The 22,075-nt window shown below is 70.7% G+C and carries 18 protein-coding genes and 2 pseudogenes; 14 read left to right on the top strand and 6 right to left on the bottom strand.

The features are described from left to right. The first annotated feature begins 35 nt into the window (after positions 1-35). From ON30_RS32150 to ON30_RS32135, 4 genes are all read left to right on the top strand, one after another. Entirely contained in the window at positions 36-383 is a 348-nt protein-coding gene (locus ON30_RS32150; protein WP_051030291.1) for a winged helix-turn-helix transcriptional regulator, read from the top strand. A gap of 346 nt (positions 384-729) precedes the next feature. Continuing rightward, on the top strand, positions 730-1,638 hold the full coding sequence (locus tag ON30_RS32145; protein ID WP_051030290.1) for a DUF5995 family protein: 909 nt from the start codon (positions 730-732) through the stop codon (positions 1,636-1,638). A 96-nt stretch (positions 1,639-1,734) separates the two neighbouring features. Next, the gene (locus ON30_RS32140; protein ID WP_040713739.1) at positions 1,735-3,129 is read left to right on the top strand and encodes a flavin monoamine oxidase family protein; all 1,395 of its coding nucleotides are present in this window, start codon (positions 1,735-1,737) and stop codon (positions 3,127-3,129) included. Between the two features lie 7 nt (positions 3,130-3,136). Next, a complete protein-coding gene (locus tag ON30_RS32135; protein WP_040713736.1) occupies positions 3,137-3,664 on the top strand; it encodes an AAA family ATPase in 528 nt (175 codons plus the stop codon). Between the two features lie 16 nt (positions 3,665-3,680). On the opposite strand, the gene ON30_RS32130 is transcribed toward ON30_RS32135, so the two are convergent. Beyond that, positions 3,681-4,292 (bottom strand): TetR/AcrR family transcriptional regulator, encoded by a 612-nt coding sequence (locus ON30_RS32130; RefSeq protein ID WP_063719994.1) that lies wholly within the window; start codon positions 4,290-4,292, stop codon positions 3,681-3,683. A gap of 195 nt (positions 4,293-4,487) precedes the next feature. Between ON30_RS32130 and ON30_RS32125 the strand changes: the two genes are divergently transcribed. Together ON30_RS32125 and ON30_RS32120 are read left to right on the top strand one after the other, a co-directional pair. After that, positions 4,488-6,740 carry an MMPL family transporter gene (locus tag ON30_RS32125; RefSeq protein ID WP_040713734.1) on the top strand — a complete coding sequence of 751 codons (2,253 nt, stop codon included), beginning with the start codon at positions 4,488-4,490 and terminating at the stop codon, positions 6,738-6,740. 138 nt (positions 6,741-6,878) lie between these two features. Next, positions 6,879-7,588: pseudogene (locus tag ON30_RS32120) on the top strand (GNAT family N-acetyltransferase). A 54-nt stretch (positions 7,589-7,642) separates the two neighbouring features. Here the strand turns inward: ON30_RS32120 and ON30_RS38240 are convergent. Both ON30_RS38240 and ON30_RS32110 read right to left on the bottom strand, forming a co-directional pair. Beyond that, positions 7,643-8,058: pseudogene (locus tag ON30_RS38240) on the bottom strand (SDR family NAD(P)-dependent oxidoreductase). A 79-nt stretch (positions 8,059-8,137) separates the two neighbouring features. Continuing rightward, positions 8,138-9,211, bottom strand: coding sequence for an alpha/beta hydrolase (locus ON30_RS32110; RefSeq protein WP_051030288.1), 1,074 nt, complete (start codon positions 9,209-9,211; stop codon positions 8,138-8,140). A gap of 341 nt (positions 9,212-9,552) precedes the next feature. On the opposite strand from ON30_RS32110, the gene ON30_RS32105 reads away from it, so the two are divergent. The 7 genes from ON30_RS32105 to ON30_RS32075 all read left to right on the top strand — a co-directional run bounded on the left by ON30_RS32105 (position 9,553) and on the right by ON30_RS32075 (position 16,285). Then, a complete protein-coding gene (locus ON30_RS32105) occupies positions 9,553-10,782 on the top strand; it encodes a cytochrome P450 family protein (protein WP_051030287.1) in 1,230 nt (409 codons plus the stop codon). 28 nt (positions 10,783-10,810) lie between these two features. Next, positions 10,811-11,476 carry a DJ-1/PfpI family protein gene (locus tag ON30_RS32100; protein ID WP_063719989.1) on the top strand — a complete coding sequence of 222 codons (666 nt, stop codon included), beginning with the start codon at positions 10,811-10,813 and terminating at the stop codon, positions 11,474-11,476. Positions 11,477-11,513: 37 nt separating this feature from the next. Continuing rightward, complete coding sequence (locus tag ON30_RS32095; protein ID WP_245554312.1) at positions 11,514-12,557, top strand: L-tyrosine/L-tryptophan isonitrile synthase family protein; 1,044 nt, start codon at positions 11,514-11,516, stop codon at positions 12,555-12,557. Continuing rightward, a complete protein-coding gene (locus ON30_RS32090; RefSeq protein WP_051030286.1) occupies positions 12,554-13,363 on the top strand; it encodes a TauD/TfdA dioxygenase family protein in 810 nt (269 codons plus the stop codon). Before ON30_RS32095 ends, ON30_RS32090 begins: the two co-directional genes overlap by 4 nt. Positions 13,364-13,442: 79 nt before the next feature. Beyond that, positions 13,443-14,381, top strand: coding sequence for a UbiA family prenyltransferase (locus ON30_RS32085; RefSeq protein WP_051030285.1), 939 nt, complete (start codon positions 13,443-13,445; stop codon positions 14,379-14,381). A 41-nt stretch (positions 14,382-14,422) separates the two neighbouring features. Next, positions 14,423-14,896, top strand: coding sequence for an SRPBCC family protein (locus tag ON30_RS32080; protein ID WP_040713732.1), 474 nt, complete (start codon positions 14,423-14,425; stop codon positions 14,894-14,896). Between the two features lie 111 nt (positions 14,897-15,007). Then, positions 15,008-16,285, top strand: coding sequence for an NAD(P)/FAD-dependent oxidoreductase (locus tag ON30_RS32075; protein ID WP_040713728.1), 1,278 nt, complete (start codon positions 15,008-15,010; stop codon positions 16,283-16,285). Here the strand turns inward: ON30_RS32075 and ON30_RS32070 are convergent. Beyond that, positions 16,273-16,746: an SRPBCC family protein gene (locus tag ON30_RS32070; protein WP_040713802.1), complete on the bottom strand. Its 474-nt coding sequence runs from the start codon at positions 16,744-16,746 to the stop codon at positions 16,273-16,275. The two genes, ON30_RS32075 and ON30_RS32070, sit on opposite strands and share 13 nt — an antisense overlap. 115 nt (positions 16,747-16,861) lie before the next feature. Between ON30_RS32070 and ON30_RS32065 the strand changes: the two genes are divergently transcribed. Continuing rightward, on the top strand, positions 16,862-17,854 hold the full coding sequence (locus tag ON30_RS32065) for a 3-oxoacyl-ACP synthase III family protein (protein ID WP_040713801.1): 993 nt from the start codon (positions 16,862-16,864) through the stop codon (positions 17,852-17,854). Positions 17,855-17,885: 31 nt separating this feature from the next. Here the strand turns inward: ON30_RS32065 and ON30_RS32060 are convergent, their stop codons facing one another. Together ON30_RS32060 and ON30_RS32055 are read right to left on the bottom strand one after the other, a co-directional pair. Beyond that, positions 17,886-18,698 carry an alpha/beta fold hydrolase gene (locus ON30_RS32060; protein WP_040713726.1) on the bottom strand — a complete coding sequence of 271 codons (813 nt, stop codon included), beginning with the start codon at positions 18,696-18,698 and terminating at the stop codon, positions 17,886-17,888. A gap of 2 nt (positions 18,699-18,700) precedes the next feature. Continuing rightward, positions 18,701-22,075: type I polyketide synthase (locus ON30_RS32055; protein ID WP_040713724.1), on the bottom strand; the 3,375-nt coding region annotated here is incomplete at its 5' end.

Genomic DNA, 22,075 nt, shown 5'->3' with positions numbered 1-22,075 from the left:
CGATCGGTGCGCGACGGACGAGGGATCATCGCGGGATGAACGGATACCACCTGGTCGCGGACTGTCGGTTGCGCGCGGCGACCGACCTGTTCGCACATACCTGGGACCCGGTCGTGCCGGCCGCGTTGCGCGCGGGCCCGCGGCGTCGCCACGCGTTGCGCGCAGGCATCGGCGGGGTCAGCGACAAAGCGCTCACCGAGGCGTTGCGGCGCCTGCTCGACCGCGGCCTGATCGACCGTCGCCGCTACGCGCAGGCCCCGCCCCGGGTCGAATACGGGTTGACCGACCTGGGGCGCAGTCTGGTGGACGGCCCGATGACGGTGTTGGCGCGGTGGATTCAGGACCACGGCGACGATCGGCTCGCCGCCGAGGAGCGGGCCTGACGCCGGCGCGTCGCGCGTCCGGTCCCCGCCCGGCGGGCCGTCGTGTGATATCGCGATCGATGGGTAAGGCCGCACCGCACCGCACCGCACCGCACCGCACCGCACCGCACCGCACCGCACCGCACCGCACCGCACCGCACCGCACCGCACCGCACCGCACCGCACCGAGCAGAGGAGAGGAGACACCGTGAGGGCACCCGAGGACCGGCGAACACCCGAGCAGGTCGAAGCGGAACCTTACGACGCACCGGATTTCGCCGAGGACCACGGTCTGTCCCGGCCTCCGGGTGCGCCGAACCGGAATCACCGGAGGAGTTGGACGGCACGGACATCGGGGGCAAGCGGGATGGGTGACCGTCGGTCCGCCGCGGGGCGGATCTCGCGGGTGGTGCTGGTGCTCGCCGTGCTGTCGGCGGCACTCGGGCTCGGGTCCGTCACGCCCGCCCGCGCCGACATCCCGGACCGGGCGTGCGGGACGCCGCTGGACAGCGCCGAGATCGCCTCGATCGTGCGACTGTCGGACACCTCGACGTTGGCGGGGTCGTCGCTGGACCGTCTGGAGACGGCGGTCGAGCGGCACCGGCAGATCGTCGCGATCCTGGTCGAGCACCGGGACCGGCGCGGCGTGTTCGCGATCGGGCTGGACGCGGTGGAACAGGCGGCGGTCATGCCGTTGCAGCGCGACCCGGCCTCCTTCGACGACCCGGAGTTCGCGCACCGGATCAGCCTGGAACTGCTGTCGCGATTCCTGGACACCCTGCACGCCGAGTTCACCGGCGCCCCGACGCCGCCGCCGTGGGCCGCCTATTTCGCGCTGACCCGACAGTGCGACATCTCGCCCGCGCGGGTCGCGATGGCGGGCTACAACGCGCATCTGACGGTCGATCTCGCGTATTCGGTCGCGGCGGTGCGCGCCACCACGGCCAACGCCGCCGACCATTTCCGCATCGTGGACGCGATCGCCCGCAGCGGGGATCTCATCGTCGCTCTGACCCGTGACGTCTACGGCGGCGACCTGGGTCCGCTGTGGCGGTTCTACTTCCTCGGCGAAGGTCTCGACGCGGTCTTCGGCGCGGGTGTGGGCAGCGAATATCTGCTGCGCCTGGCGGACACCGGCGCGAATGTACTGATCTTCGGCAACGGACTGGCCTTGCAGGACCCCGCGCTCACCGCGGCCACGGCCGCCGAGATCGACGCGCTGTGGCGCGCCGTCGACGCCGCCCTGGAGGTGTTGACGCGGGTCGGCGGACTCTGATTTCGGCGCATCCACCTCGGCCGTATCGCCGACGTCGCGCGCGCACCGGTGGTAGACCGGTGACGGTGACCTGGCGCGGAGAAGTCGAGGTGCGGTATGGGTGAGTCGGTGGACGTCGTCGTCGTGGGCGCGGGGATCGCGGGCCTGGTGGCGGCCCGCGATCTGGTGCGCGACGGCGCCGAGGTGCTGGTGCTGGAAGCCCGCGACCGGGTGGGCGGCCGGGTGCTCAACGCCGCGCTGCCGGACGGGACGCCGATCGAGGTCGGCGGCCAGTGGGTCGGCCCGACCCAGCATCGGGTCCTGGCCCTGATCGAGGACCTCGGTCTGCGCACCCACCCGACCCACACGGCCGGGCGGCATATCGTCGAGTTCCGCACGGCGCGCACGGAATACACCGGTCGCATCCCGAAACTTCCCCCGCTGACGCTGCTCGACGTCGGACAGACCCAGTGGCGGCTGGACCGGTTGGCGCGGCGGGTCGCGCGGGCCGATCCGTGGCTGGCCGCGCGCGCCGACGCCTTGGATTCGCAGACATTCGAGACCTGGTTGCGGCGCACCGCGCGCACCTCGGGCGGACGGGCGTTCTTCCGACTGGTCACCGAGGCGGTGTTCTCCGCGCAACCCGCGGACATGTCCGCGCTGTGGGCCGCGCACTACATCGGCGCGGCGGGCGGTGTCGACGCCATGATCACCGTCACGGACGGCGCGCAGCAGGATCGGGTCGCGGGCGGGACGCAGGTCATCGCGCTGGCGCTGGCCGAGGCGCTCGGCGCGCGGGTGGCGCTCAACAGCGCTGTCACGCACATCGACTGGTCCGAGGACGACGTCCTCGTCCGTGCCGCGGACCGGACGGTGCGCGCGCGGCGCGCGGTGGTCGCGGTACCGCCCCCGCTCGCCGCAAGGATCGGCTACGCGCCCGGACTGCCCGGCGACCGGAACCAACTCCTGCAACGGATGCCGATGGGGCGGGTCGTCAAGGTCAATGTCGTCTACGCTGAACCGTTCTGGCGCACAGCGGGTCTGAGCGGGCAGGCCAACAGCGACACCCGGCCGTTGGGCACGGTGTTCGACAACACGCCCGAGGCGGGTTCGCCCGGAGTCCTCGTCGGCTTCCTCGAGGGCAGGCACGCCGACGTCGCGGCGCGACTCACCCCCGAGGACCGTCGTGCCCGCGTGGTGGCGGATCTGGTCGGCTACTTCGGACCGCGGGCGGCCGAACCGATCGACTACATCGAACGCGACTGGGCCGCCGAGGAATACAGTCGCGGCGGCTACGGCGCGTTCACCACGCCCGGCGCGCTCACCCGATTCGGTCCCGCGCTGCGGCGTCCCGTCGGAGGGCTGCACTGGGCGGGCGCCGAAACCGCCACCCGCTGGCCCGGCTACATCGATGGCGCGGTCGAATCCGGCCATCGGGTCGCGCGCGAGATCACCGCCGCCTTGGCCCGCACCTCGAAATCCGCTGGTGAGGCGGGCGGCGAGCTGACATGATCGCCCGATGTCCGCAGCCGTCTACCTGATCACCGGCATCCAGGCCGCCGGGAAGTCCACCGTGGCGCAGGCGCTGGCCGAACGTCTGCCGCGATCGGCCCACGTGCGCGGCGACGCGTTCCGCCGCTCCGTGGTCGGCGGACGCGTCGAGATGTCGACCGAACCGACGGCCGCGGCCCTCGACCAACTGCGCCTGCGGCACCGCCTGACCGCCCGCACCGCCGACGACTACGCCGAGGCCGGGTTCACCGCCGTCGCGCAGGACGTCCTGCTCGGCGAATTCCTGCCCTACACCGTCGATCTGATCAGGACCAGGCCGCTGTTCGTCGTCGTGCTCGCGCCGCGACCCGAGGCCGTGGCCGCCCGCGAGGCGGGGCGCGCCAAATCCGCCTACGGCGCGTTCACCGTCGCCGCGCTCGACGCCGTGCTGCGCGAGACCACACCCCGCCTCGGGTTGTGGCTGGACACCTCGGAGCTGACCGTCGGGCAGACGGTCGACCGGATCCTGGCCGAGGCCCGGCCGCTGGATTCGTGATCAGGGGCGTTCTCGATCAGGGACGCAGCGCGGCCAGGGCCAATCGGGCGTAACGACGCCAGGTCTCGGGGTCCTGGACACCGAGTTCGATGAGGGCGCGGCCGACGCCGGACACGAGGACGTAGATGTCGGTGACCGTGGCGTCCTCGCGCAGACTGCCCTGCGCGCGTCCCAGCGCGAGGATGTGGTCGAGTCGGTGGTCGAGGCTTTCGTCCTCGGCGTCGTCGGCCCCGCCGAGGATCTCCACCATCAAGCGGTCCTCGGCCAGTCGGGTCGCGATCCGCTCGAGCAGGGTCTCGAGCGCGCGGTAGGCGTCGGTGGGTGCTGCCTCGGCGGCGAGCGCGCCGAGTTCGTGGAACCAGTCCAGGTAGGGGCGGGCCAGCGCGCGCACCAGGTCGGCCTTGGTCGGATAGCTGCGGTAGACGGTCGCCTTGCCGACCCCGGCCCGTTCGGCGACCTGCGCGATGGTGGCCTCGAGTCCGCGTTCGGTGAACACCTCCACCGCCGCGGCCAGTACGCGCTGGTGGTTGTGTTGGGCGTCGGCGCGCCATCGCCGTTGGCGTCCGGGCCGCTCGCCGGGATCGACGGGTTCGACCTCCGCCGTCTCGGGTCGCGACTTCGTCGTCATACCGCCCATCATGCCGCCGCCGGACGCCGTCGGGAACGAGGGCCTGGTTGTGGCCCCGGTCTCAGGACGGCGACCCGTGCTTCCGACGTGAGTTGCTCCACATCCGCCTCTCCGAAGTGGACCCCATGGTCCGCATACTTCTACCCTGGAGCATAACCGGGCCACCTGGTCCACATAAGTGCTTGGAGGACGCGCATGGCGTGGCAGTTGTTCCGACTGGGCCGGTGGTCGTTCGTCCATCGCCGGGTGGTCGCGGCCGTCTGGATCGTGCTGCTCGCCGCCCTGGCGATCGGCGCGACGACGCTGGCGGGCAAGACCAGCGACAAATTCGAACTCTCCGGAATCGAATCGACCCGGGCCTTCGACCTGATCGAGGAACGCGCGCCGCAGTCCTCCCCGGACGGCGCCACCGCGCGCGTGGTCTTCGAAGTGCCCGCGGGCCGGTCCCTCGCCGAATCGGACTACCGCGACGCGGTCACCGCCGCGCTGCGCGGATTGACCACCGAGAACGTGGCCTCGGTCGCCGACCCGTTCACCGCGGGCAGCCTCACGCCCGACGGCCGCGTCGGCTACGCCACCGTCAGCTACGCCAAGACCTCCAACGAACTCACCGACACCGACCGCACCGCCCTCGAGGACGCCGCGCACACCGCCGAGAAGGCAGGGGTGAACGTCGCCATCGGCGGTGACGCGCTCAACGAGGTCGAGATGCCGCTGGCCGAGGTGATCGGCGTCGCGGTCGCGCTGCTGGTACTGGCCGTCACCTTCGGCTCGCTCGTCGCCGCGGGCATGCCGCTGCTGACCGCGCTCGTCGGCGTCGGCATCGGCATGCTGGCCATCACCGTTTTGACCGGCTTCGTCGAACTCTCCTCCACCACACCGGCACTGGGCACCATGCTGGGTCTGGCCGTCGGCATCGACTACGCGCTGTTCATCATGTCCCGCTACCAGAGCGAGGTCCGCGCCGGACGCTCCCTCGAGGAGGCGGCGGGACGCGCCGTCGGGACCGCCGGTTCGGCCGTCGTCTTCGCCGGCCTCACCGTCATCATCGCCTTGGTCGGCCTCGCGGTCTGCGGCATCGGCTTCCTCACCCAGATGGGACTCGGCGGCGCGTTCACCGTCGCCGTCGCGGTGCTCATCTCCCTCACGCTGCTGCCCGCCATCCTGGGCTTCGCCGGCCGGAAGGTCATGAAGGGCAAGCCCCGCTACCTGACGAAGGCGACCGACGACGCGCCGATCCGCACCCACGGCCGCCGCTGGGTCGAAGGCATCGCCCGCCGCAGATGGGCCGCGCTGGCCGGCGGCATCGCGATCGCGATCATCGCGTCGATCCCCGTGGCCTCGATGCAACTCGCCCTGCCCGACGACGCGGGCAAGCCCGCGGGCAGCGACGCCCGCGTCGCCTACGACCTGATCGCCGAGAACTTCGGGCCGGGCGCCAACGGACCGCTCGTGGTCGTCGTCGACACCGCCGAAGCCACCGATCCGGCGGCCGCCGTGCAGCAGGTCACCACCGATCTGCAAGCGCTGGCCCAGCGGCCCGGCTCCGACATCGCCGCGGTCGTTCCCGCCGTCACCGGCGCCGGCCCGCAGGCTCAGCAGGCGTTCATCCGGCAACTCGAGACCGTGCGGTTCGCCACCGTCACCGTCCTCCCCGGCTCCGGCCCCTCGGATCAGGCCACCAAGGATCTGGTCGCCGACATCCGCGCCGCCGTCGCCGACCTGCCCGACCGCACCGGGGCGCGCGCCCTGGTCACCGGGCAGACCGCCGTGGGCGTCGACATCGCCAACGAACTCGCCTCGGTGTTCCCGCTCTACCTCGCGGTCGTGGTCGGACTCGCCGTGTTCCTGCTCATCGCCGTGTTCCGCTCGCTGTGGGTGCCGCTCAAGGCCGCGCTGGGCTTCATGCTCTCCATCGGCGTATCCCTCGGCGCGACCGTCGCGGTGTTCCAGTGGGGCTGGCTCAACCAGCTCATCGGCCTCGACACCACCAGCCCCGTGCTGTTCATCCTGCCGATCCTGTTGACCGGCATCCTGTTCGGACTCGCGATGGACTACGAGGTGTTCCTGGTCAGCCGCATGCGCGAAGCCTTCGCCCACGGCACCCCTGCGCGCCGCGCCGTGATCGACGGGTTCGCCCACAGCGCCCGCGTCGTCGTGGCCGCCGCCATCATCATGATCGGCGTGTTCGCCGGATTCGCCCTCACCGACGACGTCATCCTCAAGACGATCGGCTTCGCCCTCGCGATCGGCGTGCTCGCCGACGCCTTCCTGGTGCGCATGCTCATCGTGCCCGCGTTCATGCTCATCGTGGGCGAGCGGATCTGGTGGATGCCGAAGTGGTTGTCCCCCTTGGTGCCGACCTTCGACATCGAAGGCGAGGCCCTCACCCGCCGCCTCGACGCACCGGTCGAGCGCACCGAGGAAGAGGCCGTGGCGGCGCGCTGAGCGCGATCGGTCGGATCGAGGAGCCCGCGGCGATCCCGCGGGCTCCTCGTTCGGAATCGCGGTGATCGGAACCGGTGACCGGATCTCGTATGTCTCGCTAACGTTTCCCGGTCCGGACCGTGCGCGGAGGAGAGTGCGTTGACCACTGATTCGGCGATCGACCTCGAGGTCGCACTACATCCGCTCGACGACCCGGTGCGTTCCTCGCTGCGCGGGGAACACCGCCGGTTCGCCAGATGGGTCGGCCGGATCGGCCGCTACGATCCCGACGTCGCCTCCTTCGTCGGCCATCCCCCGGTCCTCGACGATCAGGACTGGCGCGATCTCGCCGAAATCCTCGGCCCGACCGGCGTCGCGGGCCTACGCGGGTACGGGCACGTCCCGCCCGAAGGCTGGACGGTGCTGCGCGTCTTCGACTCCGTCCAGATGGACGGCTCTGAACTCCGCGTGGCCGGCGACCCGGACCTCGTCCGTCTCACCGCCGCCGACGTCCCCGAGATCCTCGACCTGATCGCCCGCACCCAACCGGCCCCTACCTGCCCCGCACCATCGAGATGGGGACCTATCTCGGTCTGCGAATCGACGGAGAACTGGTCGCCATGGCCGGCGAACGCATGCATCCCCCGGGCTGGACCGAGATCAGCGCCGTCTGCACCCACCACGACCACCGCGGCCGCGGCTACGGCACCCGCCTCATCCGCGCCGTCGGCGCGGGCATCCGCGCCCGCGGCGAAACCCCGTTCCTGCACGCGGTCGCCGCCAACACCACCGCCATCAGCCTCTACGAAACCCTCGGCTTCACCCTCCGCAAACGCTCCCAGGCGACCCTCGTCCAACCCCCGGCCTGACACCGATCGTTCGACGCCGCGCACGTCACGACCTCCGTTGAGCGGGAACGGCGTTCAGTAGTAGATCGGGCCGGGGACGCCGCCGCCGGCGGCGATGGTGTCGCCGGTGATGGCGATGCTGCGGGGCGAGGCGAGGAAGGTGACGACGTCGGCGACCGCGAGGTCGGCGGTCGCGCCCGCGCTCCACGGGGTGGCGGCGGAGTTCACCAGGATGTCGATGCCGCCGAGTTCGGCGACGGTGCGTTCGACCAGCGCACGGACCTGCGCGTCGTCGCCGGTGTCGGTGGGAACGGCCAGTACGCGGCGGCCGGTTTCCGCGCCGAGGGTGCGGGCCGCTGCTTCCAGGGGCTCGGGGGTGCGGCGATGACCACGTCGACGCCCTCGCCGGCCAGCGCGCGGGCGACCGCGTAGCCGATGCCTTTGCTGCCGCCGGTGACCAGGGCGCGTTTACCGTCCAGTTTCAGATCCACCCGGGACACGGTAGCCAGGCCGGCGACCGCGGTGACCCATAGCGCTCGGGCTGATCCGAATCGGGGTGCAGCCCCGACTTCAGTCGGCGGCGCGTAGCTCCGGATCCCGCGCCGGGCGGGCGCGGTGTTTCGCGAGCGTCTCGGCGAACAGAGCGGCGATCTCCTCGACGGCGGGGCCGAACGCCAAGGCGTTGTTGACGAATCCGTGCAGGTACCCGTCGAAGCGGCGCACGCGGACCGCTACGCCGTCGGCGCGCAGGCGCTCGGCGTAGGACTCGCCCTCGTCGCGCAGCGGATCGAATCCGGCGGTGATGATCACCGTGGGCGGCAGGCCGACGGTCGTCTGCGCGAACAGCGGGGAGACCTCGGGGCTCGCGCGGTCGAGATCGGGTGGGAGGAAGCAGGCGTCGTAGAAGTCGATGTCGGCGCGGGTGAGGGCGAATCCGTGCGCGAAGGTGGTACGCGACTGCGAGCTTCCGGTGAGATCGGTGGGCGGATAGACGAGCAGTTGGGCGAGCGGCGCATCCGGGTCGCGCAGGGCCAGGAGTGCGGCGAGATGGCCGCCCGCGCTGTCGCCGCCGATCGCGACGCGATCCGCCGTCGCGCCGAATTCCGTGGCGCGCGAGACGATGTCGGTGAACGCGGCCGCCGCGTCGTCCACGGCCGCGGGATAGGGATGTTCGGGCGCGAGACGGTAGTCGACGGATATCACGGTGACGCCCGCGGTGGCGGCGAGCGTGCGGCACAGGCCGTCGTGGGTGTCGAGATCCCCGATGACCCATCCGCCGCCGTGGAACCAGACCAGGACGGTGTCGGCGTCGGCGGGCCGGTACACGCGGGCGCGCAGGCGGCCCGCCCCGCCCGCCACGGTCGTCTCGCGCACCGGGAGGAATTCGCGGGGGCCGCGGCCGATGGCGGCCATCCGGCGCGCCGCGACCCGCATCCGCGGCGGCGAGGTGACCGGATCGAGCCGGGCGCGCGGCAACGCGCCGGTGATCCGCAGCAGCAGTTGCGCGTCCAGGTCGAGTTCCAGGCCGTCACGACGGACGACCGGGCCCGCCATCCGGCGCTTCACCGGCGGCGGCAGACGCAGCAGGGCTCGGACCGCCGCGATCGCCGCGCGGGTGCCCGCGCCTGCCTTCTCACGTCCCACCGTGCCACCTCACTGTCGCCGTTGGTCCCATTATCCCGAAGACCGCGCGGTGGAGGTTCACTCGACCGGACGATACCGTGGCACTAGGATGCCGCGCCGACCGATCCGCCGAATCGGCCCGAATCGCGGAACCTTCAAGGGCGACAAGGGAAAACCTCGCTGACCGAATGGCCTCCGGTGGTCCCGGATCTCCCGACGCCGGGAGATCCGAAAGGACCTCAGCTAGTCATCCCACGTTCGCCGCGAAAGCTTGCGACGACGGTGTCGAGGCGGCCTTTGACGCTCGTCTCCGGCGCTGGTTAACGTTGCGCAGCTTCTAATCGACGAGGGAGTTTCGTCAGATGCCCGATGACATCCTCACACCGGATCTCTCCGTTCCGGCGATGTTCACACCGGAGTTCTTCCAGGATCCGTACCCCTTCTACGCCTGGCTGCGCGACAACGCGCCGGTGTATCCGGTGACCATCCCGTTCGTGAACATCAGGGTGTGGTTGGTCAGCCGATTCGCCGATGTCCGTGCGGGGTTCACCGACGCGCGGTTGAGCAGCGACTACAACACCGCGCTCCCGGACTTCCGCGCGGCGGGCCTGGCCTTCGGCGCGGGGACGGTCGCCGAGCGCACCATGCTCAACCTCGACCTGCCGGATCACACCCGACTGCGACGCCTGGCGCAGGGCACCTTCACCGCCGCGCGCATCGCCCAGTGGGAGAGCGGCATCAGGAAGACCGTCGATGATCTGCTCACCCCGCTACCGCTCGGCGAACCCGTCGACGTGATGTCGCGGGTGGCCGCGCCGCTGTCGATCCGCTCGATCTGCTCGGTGATCGGCGCCGAACCGGGCGACGAGGACGATCTGCGGCGGTGGGGCGATCTGGTGTTCACCGCCGATCCCGCCGAACTGGGCGACGTTCCCGAGGCGACGTCGTCGCTGATGCGGTTCGCGGAGGAGCTGGTCGCGCACAAGCGGGCGCATCCGGGCGACGATCTGCTCTCGGATCTGGTCAAGGCCAGCGACGAGACCCAGGCGCTGAGCTCGGACGAATTGGTCGGCACCGCGGTGGCCTTGGTGGTCGCCGGGTACGAGAGCAGCATCCGCCTGATGGGCGACATGCTGGTGGCGCTGCTCGCGCACCCCGAGCAGTTGGCCGAGGTCCGCGCGGGCAAGTACACCGTCTCGGAGTCCATCGAGGAGACGATGCGCTACGACGGGCCGCAGCCGAGTTCGCTGTGGCGCTTCGCGACCGAGGACCTGGAGATCGCGGGCACCACGATTCCCGCCCACGAACCGGTGCTGCTGCTGGTCGGCGCGGCACATCGCGACGAGCGGCAGTACCCGAACCCGGACGTCTACGACATCGGCCGGGAGGACAAGCGGCACTTGGCCTTCGGCCACGGCATCCACCGCTGCCTCGGCGCGGCGCTGGCCCGACTGGAGAGCCGGATCCTGTTGGAGATGCTGCTCGAGCGCTTTTCCGAGGTGTCGATGGCCGTGCCGCGCGCCGAGATCCGGTTCAAGCCGTCGCTGGTGTTGCGCGGCCCCGCAGAACTGCCGCTCGTGTTGAACCACTGAGTCGTTCGTCCCCACCAGGAGGATTTCCGTGATCGTCGCTCTCGGCCTGTTCCAGGGTTTCACCGCGCTGGACGCCATCGGTCCGTACCAGGTCTTCACGACCGTGCCGAACGTGGAGGTGGTGCTGTGCGCCGCCGAGAAGGACACGGTGGCAGACGATCACGGCCTGCTGCGGTTACAGGTCGACAAGACCTTCGCCGAACTGCCGCGGCCGGACGTGCTGGTGGTTCCGGGCGGTCCGGCTTCGCTCACCCTGGCGAAGGAGAACGCGCCGATCGTGGAGTGGGTGCGCGAAGCGCATCCGCACACCACGTGGACGACCTCGGTGTGCACGGGGGCGCACATCCTCGCTGCCGCGGGCGTCCTGGCGGGTCTGCCCGCCGCGACACACTGGAATTTCCACAAGGAACTGGCCGAATACGGCGCGCAGCCCACCGATCAGCGCGTCGTGCTCGGCGACCGCATCGCCACCGGGGCGGGGTCCTCGGCGGGCATCGATCTGGCGCTGACGCTGGTGGCCGAACTGGTCGCCCCCGAGGTGGCGCAGGGCATCCAACTGGCGCTGGAATACGACCCACAGCCGCCGTTCGACTCCGGGACGCCGAGCAAGGTGGAACAGCCTCTGGTAGAGGCGGTCTCGTTCATGATGGGAGCGTTCGAGAAGGATTATCTCGAGCGAGCGGGCCGGTCCTGATGACCGCTTCGGCTCCGACCTACCGCGGAGGTGTGTCGTGACCAGGACCATGGCCGCCCGGCAGCACCGCGTCGGCGACGCGCGCCGTCCGGTGCACGGCTCCCCCGACCAACTGGTGGCCGAGCGGGTTCTGCGCTTGGTGTTCCAGCGCCGCCGCACCCTCGCCCCCACCGATCCGTGCGCGAGCGAACCGTGCGCCGAATGCTTCGCGCCGCACCTGGACAAGGTCGGCCGCTACGTCGCGGCGGGCAAACCGGTGCATTTCGTCATCCCCGCCTTCCCGGCCAAGTCGCGCAATCGGCGCAAGACCATCGGACGGCTGCCCGATCTGGGCGAACAACTCGCGCTCGAATCGATCCAGGGCTTCTGTGAACGCGTGTCGGCCGTGTATAGGCCGGGCGCGGTGGTCACGGTCTGCTCGGACGGACACGTGTTCAGTGACGTCCTCGGCATCGAGGACGACCACGTCGACGACTACGCGGCCGAACTGCTGCGGGTGATCCGCGCGATCGGCGGCGGCGCGATCGGGCTCTACGCGCTGGCCGACGTCATGCCGGGACTGACCTGGGATCGACGCCGCGCCCGACTGCTCGACGACTACGCCGAATCCGTCGAGCAGATCCGCGATTCGGTGCGCGCGGATCCGGTGGTGCGCCAGATGTTCAACGGCATCCACCGGTTCGTCACCGAGGACGACGCGGCGCTGCTGCCCGACCTGAGCACCACCCAACTGCGCAACCGCGCCAAGGCGACCGCCTACGGCGTGGTGCAGCGCAGTCAGGCGTGGAGTCGGGTGGTCGAGCAGGTCTTCCCCGACGCGGTGCGTCTGTCGATCCATCCGCAAGCCCATCACGGCCCCAAGATCGGGTTCCACCTGCTGCGCACCGCCGACAGTTGGCTGACGCCGTGGCACGGCGTGGTGCTCGACGACGGGCGACGTCACTTGCTGGTCAAGCGCGCGCAGGCCGAGAGCGCGGGGGCCCGACTGGTGTGGCGCAACAGCAGGCCCAGCCATTTCGTCAGCGCGGAACCGATCGAACCGGTCGTGCCGGTCCCGGCCGCGCCGGAAGGAGAATCGTGAGCAATCAGTTGCGGCAGGCGCTGCTCGAGGGCGTCGACCTGGCACCGTTCGGCCGACTGGTGACGGCGCCCGAGCCCGGGCAGACCCTCGCCGACGTGCCCGTCGACAGTCTGCTCGCCACGGCGCTGTCGGCCAAGGTGCTGGTCCTGCGCGGCTACGGCCTGCTCGACACCCCCGACCTCGAGCGCTACTGCCTGGCGGCCGGTGAACTGGTCGAGTGGGAATTCGGCACGATCCTGGACCTGGTGGTGCAGGAGGACCCGAAGAACTACCTCTTCGACTCCGGCGACGTGCCGTTCCACTGGGACGGCGCGTGGTCCGAGCGGGCTCCCCGGTTCTTCCTGTTCCAGTGTGTGCGCGGCTGCGAACCGGGGGCGGGCGGGGAGACCGTGTTCTCCGACGCGACCCGCGTCTACCGCGACGCGCCCGAGGATCTGCGCGACCTGTGGTCCCGGACCTCGGTCACCTACCGCACCGACCGACTGGCCCACTACGGCGGCACGATGACCCATCCGGTGCTGGCCACCCACCCCACCACCGGCGAGACCACGATCCGCTACGCCGAACCGCTGGACCCCGCGAAGTATCGGAATCCGTTGTTCCTCACCGTCGAAGGGCCGTCCTCCGAGGAGGCCGTGCAGGTGATGACCGAATTGTCCCAGCGCCTGCACGATCCGCGCTACTGCTACGAACACGCCTGGCGGACCGGCGACATCGTCATCGCCGAGAACCACGGACTGCTGCACGGCCGCAACCGTTTCACCGGCGCGACCGAGCGTCACATGCAGCGAATCCAGATCATCTGACGATCGCGAACAACCCCGCGACAGCGGAATCACGCCGCCTCCGCGAGAGCGGAACACGTCTCAGGATAGGAACACTGCGTTGGTCGATCTCCTGACCCCCACCACGAAATCCCTGCGCGCCTACGGCCACCTCGCCAACGTCTACTTCCTGGACTACAACCTGGGGTATCTGCTGGTGGCCACGCTGCTGCCGACGACGGTCGCCCGCGACGGCGGCACCTGGCTCGCGCTGGCGCTGATCGTGGTCGGCTACTTCCTGATCCACAGCGCCGTGATCGCCTTCGACGACATCACCGGGTTCCGCGACGGCACCGACGCCAAGAACTATCAGGACGATCCCAGCGCGCTGCGGCGCGCGAAGTGGAAGCCGCTGGTGACCGGCGAACTGACGCTGCCGCGGGCGCTGCGCTTCGCTTGGGCGTGTGTGGGCGTCGGCGGTGCGCTGCTGCTCGCGGGACTGTTCGTCGCCCCGCATCATCCCCCGGTGCTGATCGCCCTCGCGGTGCTGGGCGCGGCCGTGTCGGTGCAGTACTCCTACGGAATGAAGTTCAGCCACATCGGCTTCCAGGAGGCCGTGCTGCTGCTGTGGACGCTGGAGTTGGTGCTGATCCCGTTCTGGGCGCTCACCGGCGGGGTCACCGGACGCCTGGTCACCGAAGGGGCGCTGTTCGCCTTCTGGCTGATGATGGTCTCGATGTATTCGAATATGCGCGACATGGCCACCGACCGCGGGGCGGGGCGGATCAATCTGGCCACGCTGGCGGGGGAGCGCCGCTACATCGGTCTGCTCGGCGTACTGGCCGTGGCCGACCTCGTCGTGGTGGCCGTCCTCGTGGCGGCGGGGGTGCTGCCGGTGCTGCTCGGCGTGCTGCTGTGCCCGGTCTTCGTGGCCCGCCTGTTCCAGTTCCGGCTCGGCGCGCTCGATCGGAATCCCCTGCTGGGCAGGCTGCTCGGCCGTCGACTGGCCTGGGCGGGCGCGATTCTGCTGGCGTTGGGAAATCTCGCGGTGTCGGGCTGATGTAGTAGGTCGACGCACCGAATCCCGATAGACTCGCCACCATGGTGGAAGCACGGGCACAACAGACCATTGCATGCTCTCCCGACGAATTCCTCGAATTCGCGATGGATGTCGAACGATACGCCGAAGTGGACAGTAAACTCGGCCCGTTCGACTGGGTCCGCCGCGAAGGCAATCGGGTGGAGTTCAAATTCCGTCCCGCGATGCCGGGAATTCCCGGCCCCGCGCCCAAGATGGTGGCGCAAGGCGTTCTCACCCCCGGTGTGCGGGTGGATGTCGGGCTCGCCCCGCTGCCGGACAGCAAACTCTGGCATCGGCTGATGAAATTCAACGCGACATTCGAATGCGAACCCGTCGAGAACGGCACCCTCGTCACCCGGACCATGACCGCCGAGATCACCCCGGCGGTGCGCTGGCTGATCGACCCGATCCTGCGCCGCAACCTGCCGGACAACATCGTGACCGAGATCGCGCAGGCCAAGGACTATATCGAAAAGCGCGGCGCCCGAGCATGATCGGGCGCCGCCGCGCGCGGTGAAACTTTGTCGGCGAACTCTCCCGGGTGCGAGGATGGAAACCAGGTGCCGCACAGGGCATCCCGTCCACCACACTCGGAGAGAGTTCCTATGAACGACGACTATGACGTGGTAATCGTGGGCGCCGGTCTCGCGGGCTGTACCGCGGCGATCCTGCTGGGCCGCGCGGGCGCGAGGGTCGCGTTGCTCGAGGCGCATCGCAATCCCGACACCTACAAGCGACTGTGCACCTCTTCCATCCGGTCCAGCGCGCTGCCGATCATGCGCCGCACGGGGCTGGACAAACTCATCGAGGACGCAGGCGGCGTCCCCTCCCACGACGGCTATCTGACCCCGTACGGCTGGCTGCGCACGCCGCGCACGAACGACCGTCCCCCGCACGGCTACAACATCCGCCGCGAGACGCTGGACCCGCTGGCCCGCGCCGCCGCCGCCGAAGTGCCGCAGGTGGATCTGATCCTGGGCGCGAAGGTGCGCGAGCTGAGCAAGGACGCCGACGGTCGCGTCGACGGCGTCGAGGCGACCGTGCTCGGCGCGCAACGGAGCTTGCGGGCGAAACTGGTGATCGGGGCCGACGGACGGCATTCGAAGATCGCCGATCTGGCCGGGTTGCGCGGGATCCGTTCGCGCAACTGCCGCGCGTGCGTGTTCGCCTACTACCGCAACGTCGAGGTGCCCGCCGATCAGACCATGCGGATCTGGTTGACGATGCCCGAGATCGTCTCCGTCGGCGCCATGGACGACGGTCAGGTGGTGCTGGCCGGCCTGTTGGACAAGCCGACCTACGAGGCCGCCGAGGACAAGGAGGCGGCGTTGCTGGCCGCTTACGCCGGACTGTCGGACGGTCCGGATCTGAGCCGCGCCGAACGTGTTTCGGATGTGATCGGTTACCGCGACTACCCGAGCATCACCCGCCCGCGCATCACCGTGCCGGGGCTGGCGCTGGTCGGCGACGCGGCGATGTCGGCGGATCCGGCCGAGGGCGCCGGGCTGGGGTGGGCGATGCAGACCGCCGAATGGCTCAGCGACGCGGTCACTCCCGCGCTGCTGGCGGGGAACGCGACGGGGATCGACGCGGGAGCGCGCAAGTACCAGCGCCTGCACCGATTCCGGCTGTGGCCGCACCAGGCGCAGATCGTCGACCTGAGCCTGCGGCCCAAGCTGTCGATCGTGATGAAGGTGCTGCTCTCGGCGGCGGTCTACGACTCGTGGGTGGGCGTGCGGGTGACCAAGGCCGTCACCCGCAACGCCTCGATGTTCACCGCCCTGAACCCGGTTTTCCTGGTGCGCGCGCTGTATGCCGCCAACCAGGTGCGCCGGGCGGCCGAGAAGGCCGCTCCGACACCGGCTACGGCTCAGCTGTTGTAGGCGCTGCGTGCCTCGATGTAGGTCTTGGCATGCTCGATCTCGGCCTGGAAGTTCGGCGGCAGCGACCGTCGCAGGATGGGTTCGAGCAGCCACCGCAGCGCGGGGACGATCTCCAGCGAGGTCGAACTGATGACCAGGGTGCCGCCGTCGGCCGGTGTGCAGACGAAACTGCCCGTGTATTTCATGACACGGTTGCCGAATTTGTTCATCGGCAGCGGCGCCAAGGCCAGATCGATGCGCTCACCGGGCGTCAACGTCAAGCGGAGCACCATTTTCGGCGCGGGCCTCGGCAGCCCGGGCAGTGCGGGGCGGAATTGGAACAGGACGACATCGCCCTCGCGGCGGATCCAAAAAATCTTGGTGATCTTGTCGTCGACCTCGGCATATCGTTCGACATCCATGACGAAATCCAGATATTCGTCGGGAGAACATTTCATCAGTTCTTGTACGACCACATCCATACTCCGAAAGATACGGTCGCCCACGGGCGTCGGCAAACTGGTGTCGCGCGGACCGGGTGCGGGATAGTCGATTCGAATACGGTAGTCCACGGGAGAGGAAGTCCACGTGCATCCGATGAGCATCGCGGCGTTCGGCAGTTACCTCCCGCCGGAGGTGATCACCCCGGATCCGCTGGCCGCGGAGAACGATCCGATGGCGACCAGTCCGCTGTTCCGACTGCCCGACGAGCGGCATCGGATCGCGCCGTCGCAGCGGGCCGCGCAGATGGTGGAGGCGGCCGCGCGGCCGATGTTCGAGCGACTCGGGCTCGATCCGGCGGGCAGCGTCGACCTGATCATCACCAACACCTTGCTGCCCGACGAGTGCATCACCGGATGCGGGGCCGAGACGGCCCACCTGCTCGGCTGCGATCCGGCCTTGGTGCTCGACCTGCACAACGGCGGTTGCGGGGCCTTCCCGTACATGCTCAAGATCGCGCGGGCGATGATCGCGGCGGGCGAGGCGAACAACATCCTGCTGGCCAATGTGCAGAACACCGCGGGCCAATTGTTCGCCCAACCGGAGTTGAGCCGCAAGCAGAGCGCCGCCATCGCCGGTGACGGTTGCGGCGTCGCCTACGTGACCGCCGACGACCGCTCCCCCGTACTGGGCGTGCACGTGCGCAACACGCCGTCCTTCGCGCCGGACATGTCGCCCGCGACCGGCGACGGCCGCAAATACTGGGCGGCGGGCAGCGGCGAACTGGAGATCGTCTTCGACTCAAACAAGTCCAAGGAGATCATCGACCGGGGCAACCGACTGGTCCCCGAGGTGGTCGGCGAACTGTGCAAGGAGATCGACCTCGATCTCGGCGCGGTCGACTATCTGGTGACCAACCAACCCAATCGACTGTTCCTGCGCAACTGGCGGCGCGCGCTGGGCCTGGGCGCCGATCAGCATCTGGACACCTTCGACCGGTGCGGAAATCTCTACGGCGCGGCCGTTCCCGTCACCCTGGATCTGGCGATCCGCGAGGGCCGGATCGCGGACGGCTCGCTGGTGGTGATGGCCGGATTCGCGCACGCCGGCGATTTCGCCGCCGCGGCGGCGGTGCGCTGGAACAACTGACGGCGCTGGAACGACTGACGGCGCCGAACGATCAGCGGCGCAGCCAGGTCTCGATGGCGCGCGCGGTGTGCGCGGCGTCCTGATCGAGGATGGAGAAGTGGTCGGCCGGGATCGCGACGGTGGTCTCGGCGACATCCCAGTTCGGCCAGCCCGCCGCGCCCGCGCGTCGCTCGGCGCGCAGCATGAGCACGGGCGCGGTGACGGGGCCGGGTTCCCACTGGTCGAGCAGATCCAGGTAGGCGCCCATGGCGGTCAGGTTCTCGTCGGTGACCAGGCGGCCGTCGGCGTTGCGGTCCAGGACGCTGCCCAGCGCCCACAGGAACGAGGCCGCCCGCGCGGCGGGTCCGGGATCGACCGTGTCGACCATGACGACGCCCGCGACGGGTCGGCCCGCCTCGGCCAGGCGTTGGGCCACCGCGTGCGCGAGCACCCCGCCGATCGAATAGCCGACCAGGACGCAGCGTCGCCCGCTCGCGGCGGTGCGGGCGGCGTGGGTCAGCGTCTCGATCGCGGCGGACCAGTCCGCGGGGACCGCGCCCGCCCGCTCGAATCCGGGTAGCAGCAGGGCGAGCGCGCGGTGTCTTCGCTCGAAACTGACGGCCAGCCTGGCGAATTGGTGCGGTCCCGATCCGGCGAGGAACGAGGGCAGGCAGATCAGCACCGGCGCTTCGCCCTCGCTCACCAGCAGCGGTTTCGGCGGGTTCGGATGGGTGGCGAGCGAGGTGAACGTGGTGCGCCGGGCCGCGGCCGCGCGCAGCAGCGGGACGGCCTCGGCGAGCGCGCCCGCCTCGTGTAGTCGGTGCAGTTCGGCGGTGAGGCCCGTTGTCGTGTGCTCGACGGTCATGATCAGCGCACTCCGAGGTCGTTGTCGATGAGATCGAAGATCTCCGTGGCCGTCGCGGACCGGATGCGCTCGCCGCCTTCGTCTTTCGCGTCGTCGTCGTCGAGCAGGCGCTGGGCCGCGCGCAGGCGTTCGGCCACCCGGGCGCGGTCCTCGGCGGGGACGGCGCGCAGGAGTTCGGCGAGCCGGTCCAGTTCGGCGTCGATGGGCCGCGGAGCGGGACGGGCGGCGGTGCCCGGTTCGAGTTGGCGCAGCAGTTGTTCGGCGACGGCGCTCGGGGTCGGGTGGTCGAAGACCAGCGTCGCCGAGAGCGTCAGGCCGGTGACGTGGGCGAGGCGGTTGCGCAGTTCGACCGCGGCCAAGGAGTCGAAGCCGAAGTCCTTGAACGCCTTGTCGGGATCGATGGTCTCCGCGCCCGCGTGCAGGACCTCGGCGGCCTCGGCCGAGACCAACCGCAGCACGTGACGCGCGCGCTGCTGGGCGTTCAGTCCCGCCAGACGCGCGCGCAGGGCTTCGGCCGCGCCGCTGTCGGCCTTGCGCGCCGCGGCGGGGATCAGCCCGTGCAGCATCGCGGGCAGCGCCGCGGTGCGCCCGCGGGCCCGCAGCGCGGCCGTGTCCAGACGCAGTGGGGCCACCACGGCGCTCGCTCCGGACAGCGCCGCGTCGAACAGCGCCGTGCCGACCTCCGGCGACAGGGCGGTGATGCCCGTTCCGGCCAGGCGGGAGACGTCCAGATCGCTCAGTTCGCGGGTCATCGAGGTCGATTGCGCCCACAGGCCCCACGCCATCGACACGCCGGGCAGGCCCTGATCGTTCCGCCACTGGGCCAGGGCGTCGAGGAAGACGTTGGCCGCGGCGTAGTTCGCCTGCCCCGGACCGCCGAGCAGTCCGGAGGACGAGGAGAACAGCGCGAAACCGGCCAGGTCCATGCAGCGGGTCGCCTCGTGCAGGTTCCAGGCGCCGTCGACCTTGGCGGCCAGCACCTTCTCGAGGTGGTCGGGGGTCATCGCCTCGACCGTCGCGTCGGCCAGCACGCCCGCCGCGTGGATCACCACCCGGAGCGGGCGGTCCGCGTCGATGCCGTCGATCAGGTCGGCGACGGCGGTCCTGTCGCCTACGTCGCAGGCCGCCACGCGCACCCGCGCGCCGAGTTCGGTCAGTTCCGCGACCAGGTCCGCCGCGCCCGCCCCGGCGGGACCGCTGCGACTGGCCAGCACCAGCGACCGCACGCCGTGCTCGACCACCACGTGGCGGGCCAGCAGGGCGGCCAGACCGGTCGCGCCGCCGGTGATCAGCACGGTCGACTCGGCGTCGAAGGCGGTCAGCGGTGCGACGGGCGCGGTCGAGCGGGTCAGCCTGGGGACGGAGGGGCGGCCCGCGCGGATCGCCACCTGCGGTTCGCCGACGGACAGCGCCGCCGTGACGCCCGCCCAGCCCACGACGCCGTCCGCGCCGGTGTCGGTGTCGACGAGGACGAAACGGTCGGGGTGTTCGGCCTGCGCGCTGCGCAGCAGACCCCAGACCGGCGCGGTCGACAGGTCGGGTGCTTCGCCGTCCTCGACGGCCACGGCCCGCGAGGTGACCACGACCAGTCGCGATTCGGCGAACGCCGCCGCGGCCAGCCAGGTCTGGACGATCCCGAGGGTCGTGCGGGTCGTGTGCCGCACGGCCTCGGGCACCGCCCCGGCGACCGGCGGGATCGCCAGGACGACCGTGGCGGGCGCGGGCGCGCCGTCCTCGGAGGCGACCGAGGCCAGGTCCGGGTACTGCGACAGACCGGTGAGTTCCGCGGTATCGAAACCCGGTGTCACCACCGCGAATTCGGTGACCGGCTGACCGGTCGGCGCGGCCGGGGCCCAGCGCACGTCGTAGAGCGCGCCGTCGGCCGTGCGTCGCCCGGCGGTCAACTGCGCCACCGAGATCGGCCGCGAGACCACCTCGCCCACCGACACCAGCACGCGCCCGGATTCGCTCACGCCGAGCATCGACACCGAATCCGGTCCCGTCCGGCGCAGGCGGACCCGCAGTGTGTCCGGCGCGCCGGATTCGGGGCTCAGCCACACCTTCGACCAGACGAACGGCAGCACCACACCGGCATCGGACTCGTCCCGGTCCGGGACGCGCAGGGCCCCGTGGAAGGCGGCGTCGAACAAGGCCGGGTGAATCGCGTATCCCTTGGTGGGCGCGGAGGTCCGGATCTCGGCGTAGAGGTCTTCGCCGTGCTGCCACAGCGACCGCAACCCCTGGAAGGCGGGGCCGTAGCCGAAGCCGCGCTCGGCGAGCGGTTCGTACCATCCGGCGGCCGGGATCTCGGTCGCGCCCGCCGGCGGCCAGGTGTCCCGGTGTTCTTCGGGCGGCGCGGCGGTCTCGGGGCTCAGTGTGCCCGAGGCGTGCCGGGTCCACTGCTCGTGGTCGAGGCTGGTGTGCAGGGTGAACGCGCGAGCGCCGGCATCGTCCGGTTCGTCGACGGACAGTTGAACGCCGACCGTCGCGTCCTCCGGGATGACCAGCGGCGCTTCGAGCATCAGTTCGGACACCAGCGGGCACCCCGTCTCGGCGCCCGCGGCGGCGGCCAGTTCGACCATCGTGGTGCCGGAGACGACCACCTCGCCGAAGACGACGTGGTCGGCCAGCCAGCCTTGCCGGGCCGCGGACCATCCGCCGGTCCACACGCGGCCCGCTCCCCCGCCGGGACGCAGCGCTGCGCGCAGCAGCGGGTGGCCGGTGCGGGCCAGCCCCAGTTCGCCGAGGTCGCCGATCTTCTCGCCGACGGCCCAGTACCGCTCGTGGTCGAAGGCGTAGGTCGGCAGGGCGACGCGGCGCACCGCGCGACCCGCGAACAGCGACCGCCAGTCGATCTCGATTCCGGCGACAAACGCCTCGGCCAGCGCGTGCACCATGCGGCGCGGACCGCCGTCGTCGCGGCGCAGCGTGCCCACGACGGCCGCGCGGACGCCCGCCTCGGCCACCGTCTCCTCGCTGCCGAGGGTCAGCAGGGGGTGCGGGGCGACCTCGATGACCACGTCGTTGTCGGCGGCCAGCAGGGCGCGCAGCGCGGGTTCGTACAGGACGGTCTCGCGCAGGTTCCGGTACCAGTAGTCGCCGTCGAGTTCGGCGGTGTCGACCACCTCGCCGGTCACCGTGGAATAGAACGGGATCCTCGACGTGCGCGGGCGCAGGTCGGCCAGCGCGGGCGCGAGCGGTTCGCGCAGTCCGTCCATCGAGGCCGAATGCGCGACGAAGTCGACGCCGTCGACGTTCCAGCGCATGATTCCGGCGCGGGCCAGCACGCGCTCGAACCGGGCCAGCGGTTCGCGCGGTCCGGCGACGACGACCGCGCGCGGTCCGTTGACCGCCGAGATGGACAGGTCGCCGTCGAA

Source organism: Nocardia takedensis NBRC 100417, from assembly GCF_000308695.1.
Classification (GTDB): Bacteria; Actinomycetota; Actinomycetes; order Mycobacteriales; family Mycobacteriaceae; genus Nocardia; species Nocardia takedensis.
This window is presented reverse-complemented; position numbering and strand designations above follow the sequence as displayed.

Coding starts and splice junctions, on each gene's coding strand:
- ON30_RS32150 (WP_051030291.1), top strand. CDS start 36: ATGAACGGATACCACCTGGTCGCGGACTGTCGGTTGCGCGCGGCGACC.
- ON30_RS32145 (WP_051030290.1), top strand. CDS start 730: ATGGGTGACCGTCGGTCCGCCGCGGGGCGGATCTCGCGGGTGGTGCTG.
- ON30_RS32140 (WP_040713739.1), top strand. CDS start 1,735: ATGGGTGAGTCGGTGGACGTCGTCGTCGTGGGCGCGGGGATCGCGGGC.
- ON30_RS32135 (WP_040713736.1), top strand. CDS start 3,137: ATGTCCGCAGCCGTCTACCTGATCACCGGCATCCAGGCCGCCGGGAAG.
- ON30_RS32130 (WP_063719994.1), bottom strand. CDS start 4,292: ATGACGACGAAGTCGCGACCCGAGACGGCGGAGGTCGAACCCGTCGAT.
- ON30_RS32125 (WP_040713734.1), top strand. CDS start 4,488: ATGGCGTGGCAGTTGTTCCGACTGGGCCGGTGGTCGTTCGTCCATCGC.
- ON30_RS32105 (WP_051030287.1), top strand. CDS start 9,553: ATGCCCGATGACATCCTCACACCGGATCTCTCCGTTCCGGCGATGTTC.
- ON30_RS32080 (WP_040713732.1), top strand. CDS start 14,423: ATGGTGGAAGCACGGGCACAACAGACCATTGCATGCTCTCCCGACGAA.
- ON30_RS32075 (WP_040713728.1), top strand. CDS start 15,008: ATGAACGACGACTATGACGTGGTAATCGTGGGCGCCGGTCTCGCGGGC.
- ON30_RS32070 (WP_040713802.1), bottom strand. CDS start 16,746: ATGGATGTGGTCGTACAAGAACTGATGAAATGTTCTCCCGACGAATAT.
- ON30_RS32065 (WP_040713801.1), top strand. CDS start 16,862: ATGAGCATCGCGGCGTTCGGCAGTTACCTCCCGCCGGAGGTGATCACC.
- ON30_RS32060 (WP_040713726.1), bottom strand. CDS start 18,698: ATGACCGTCGAGCACACGACAACGGGCCTCACCGCCGAACTGCACCGA.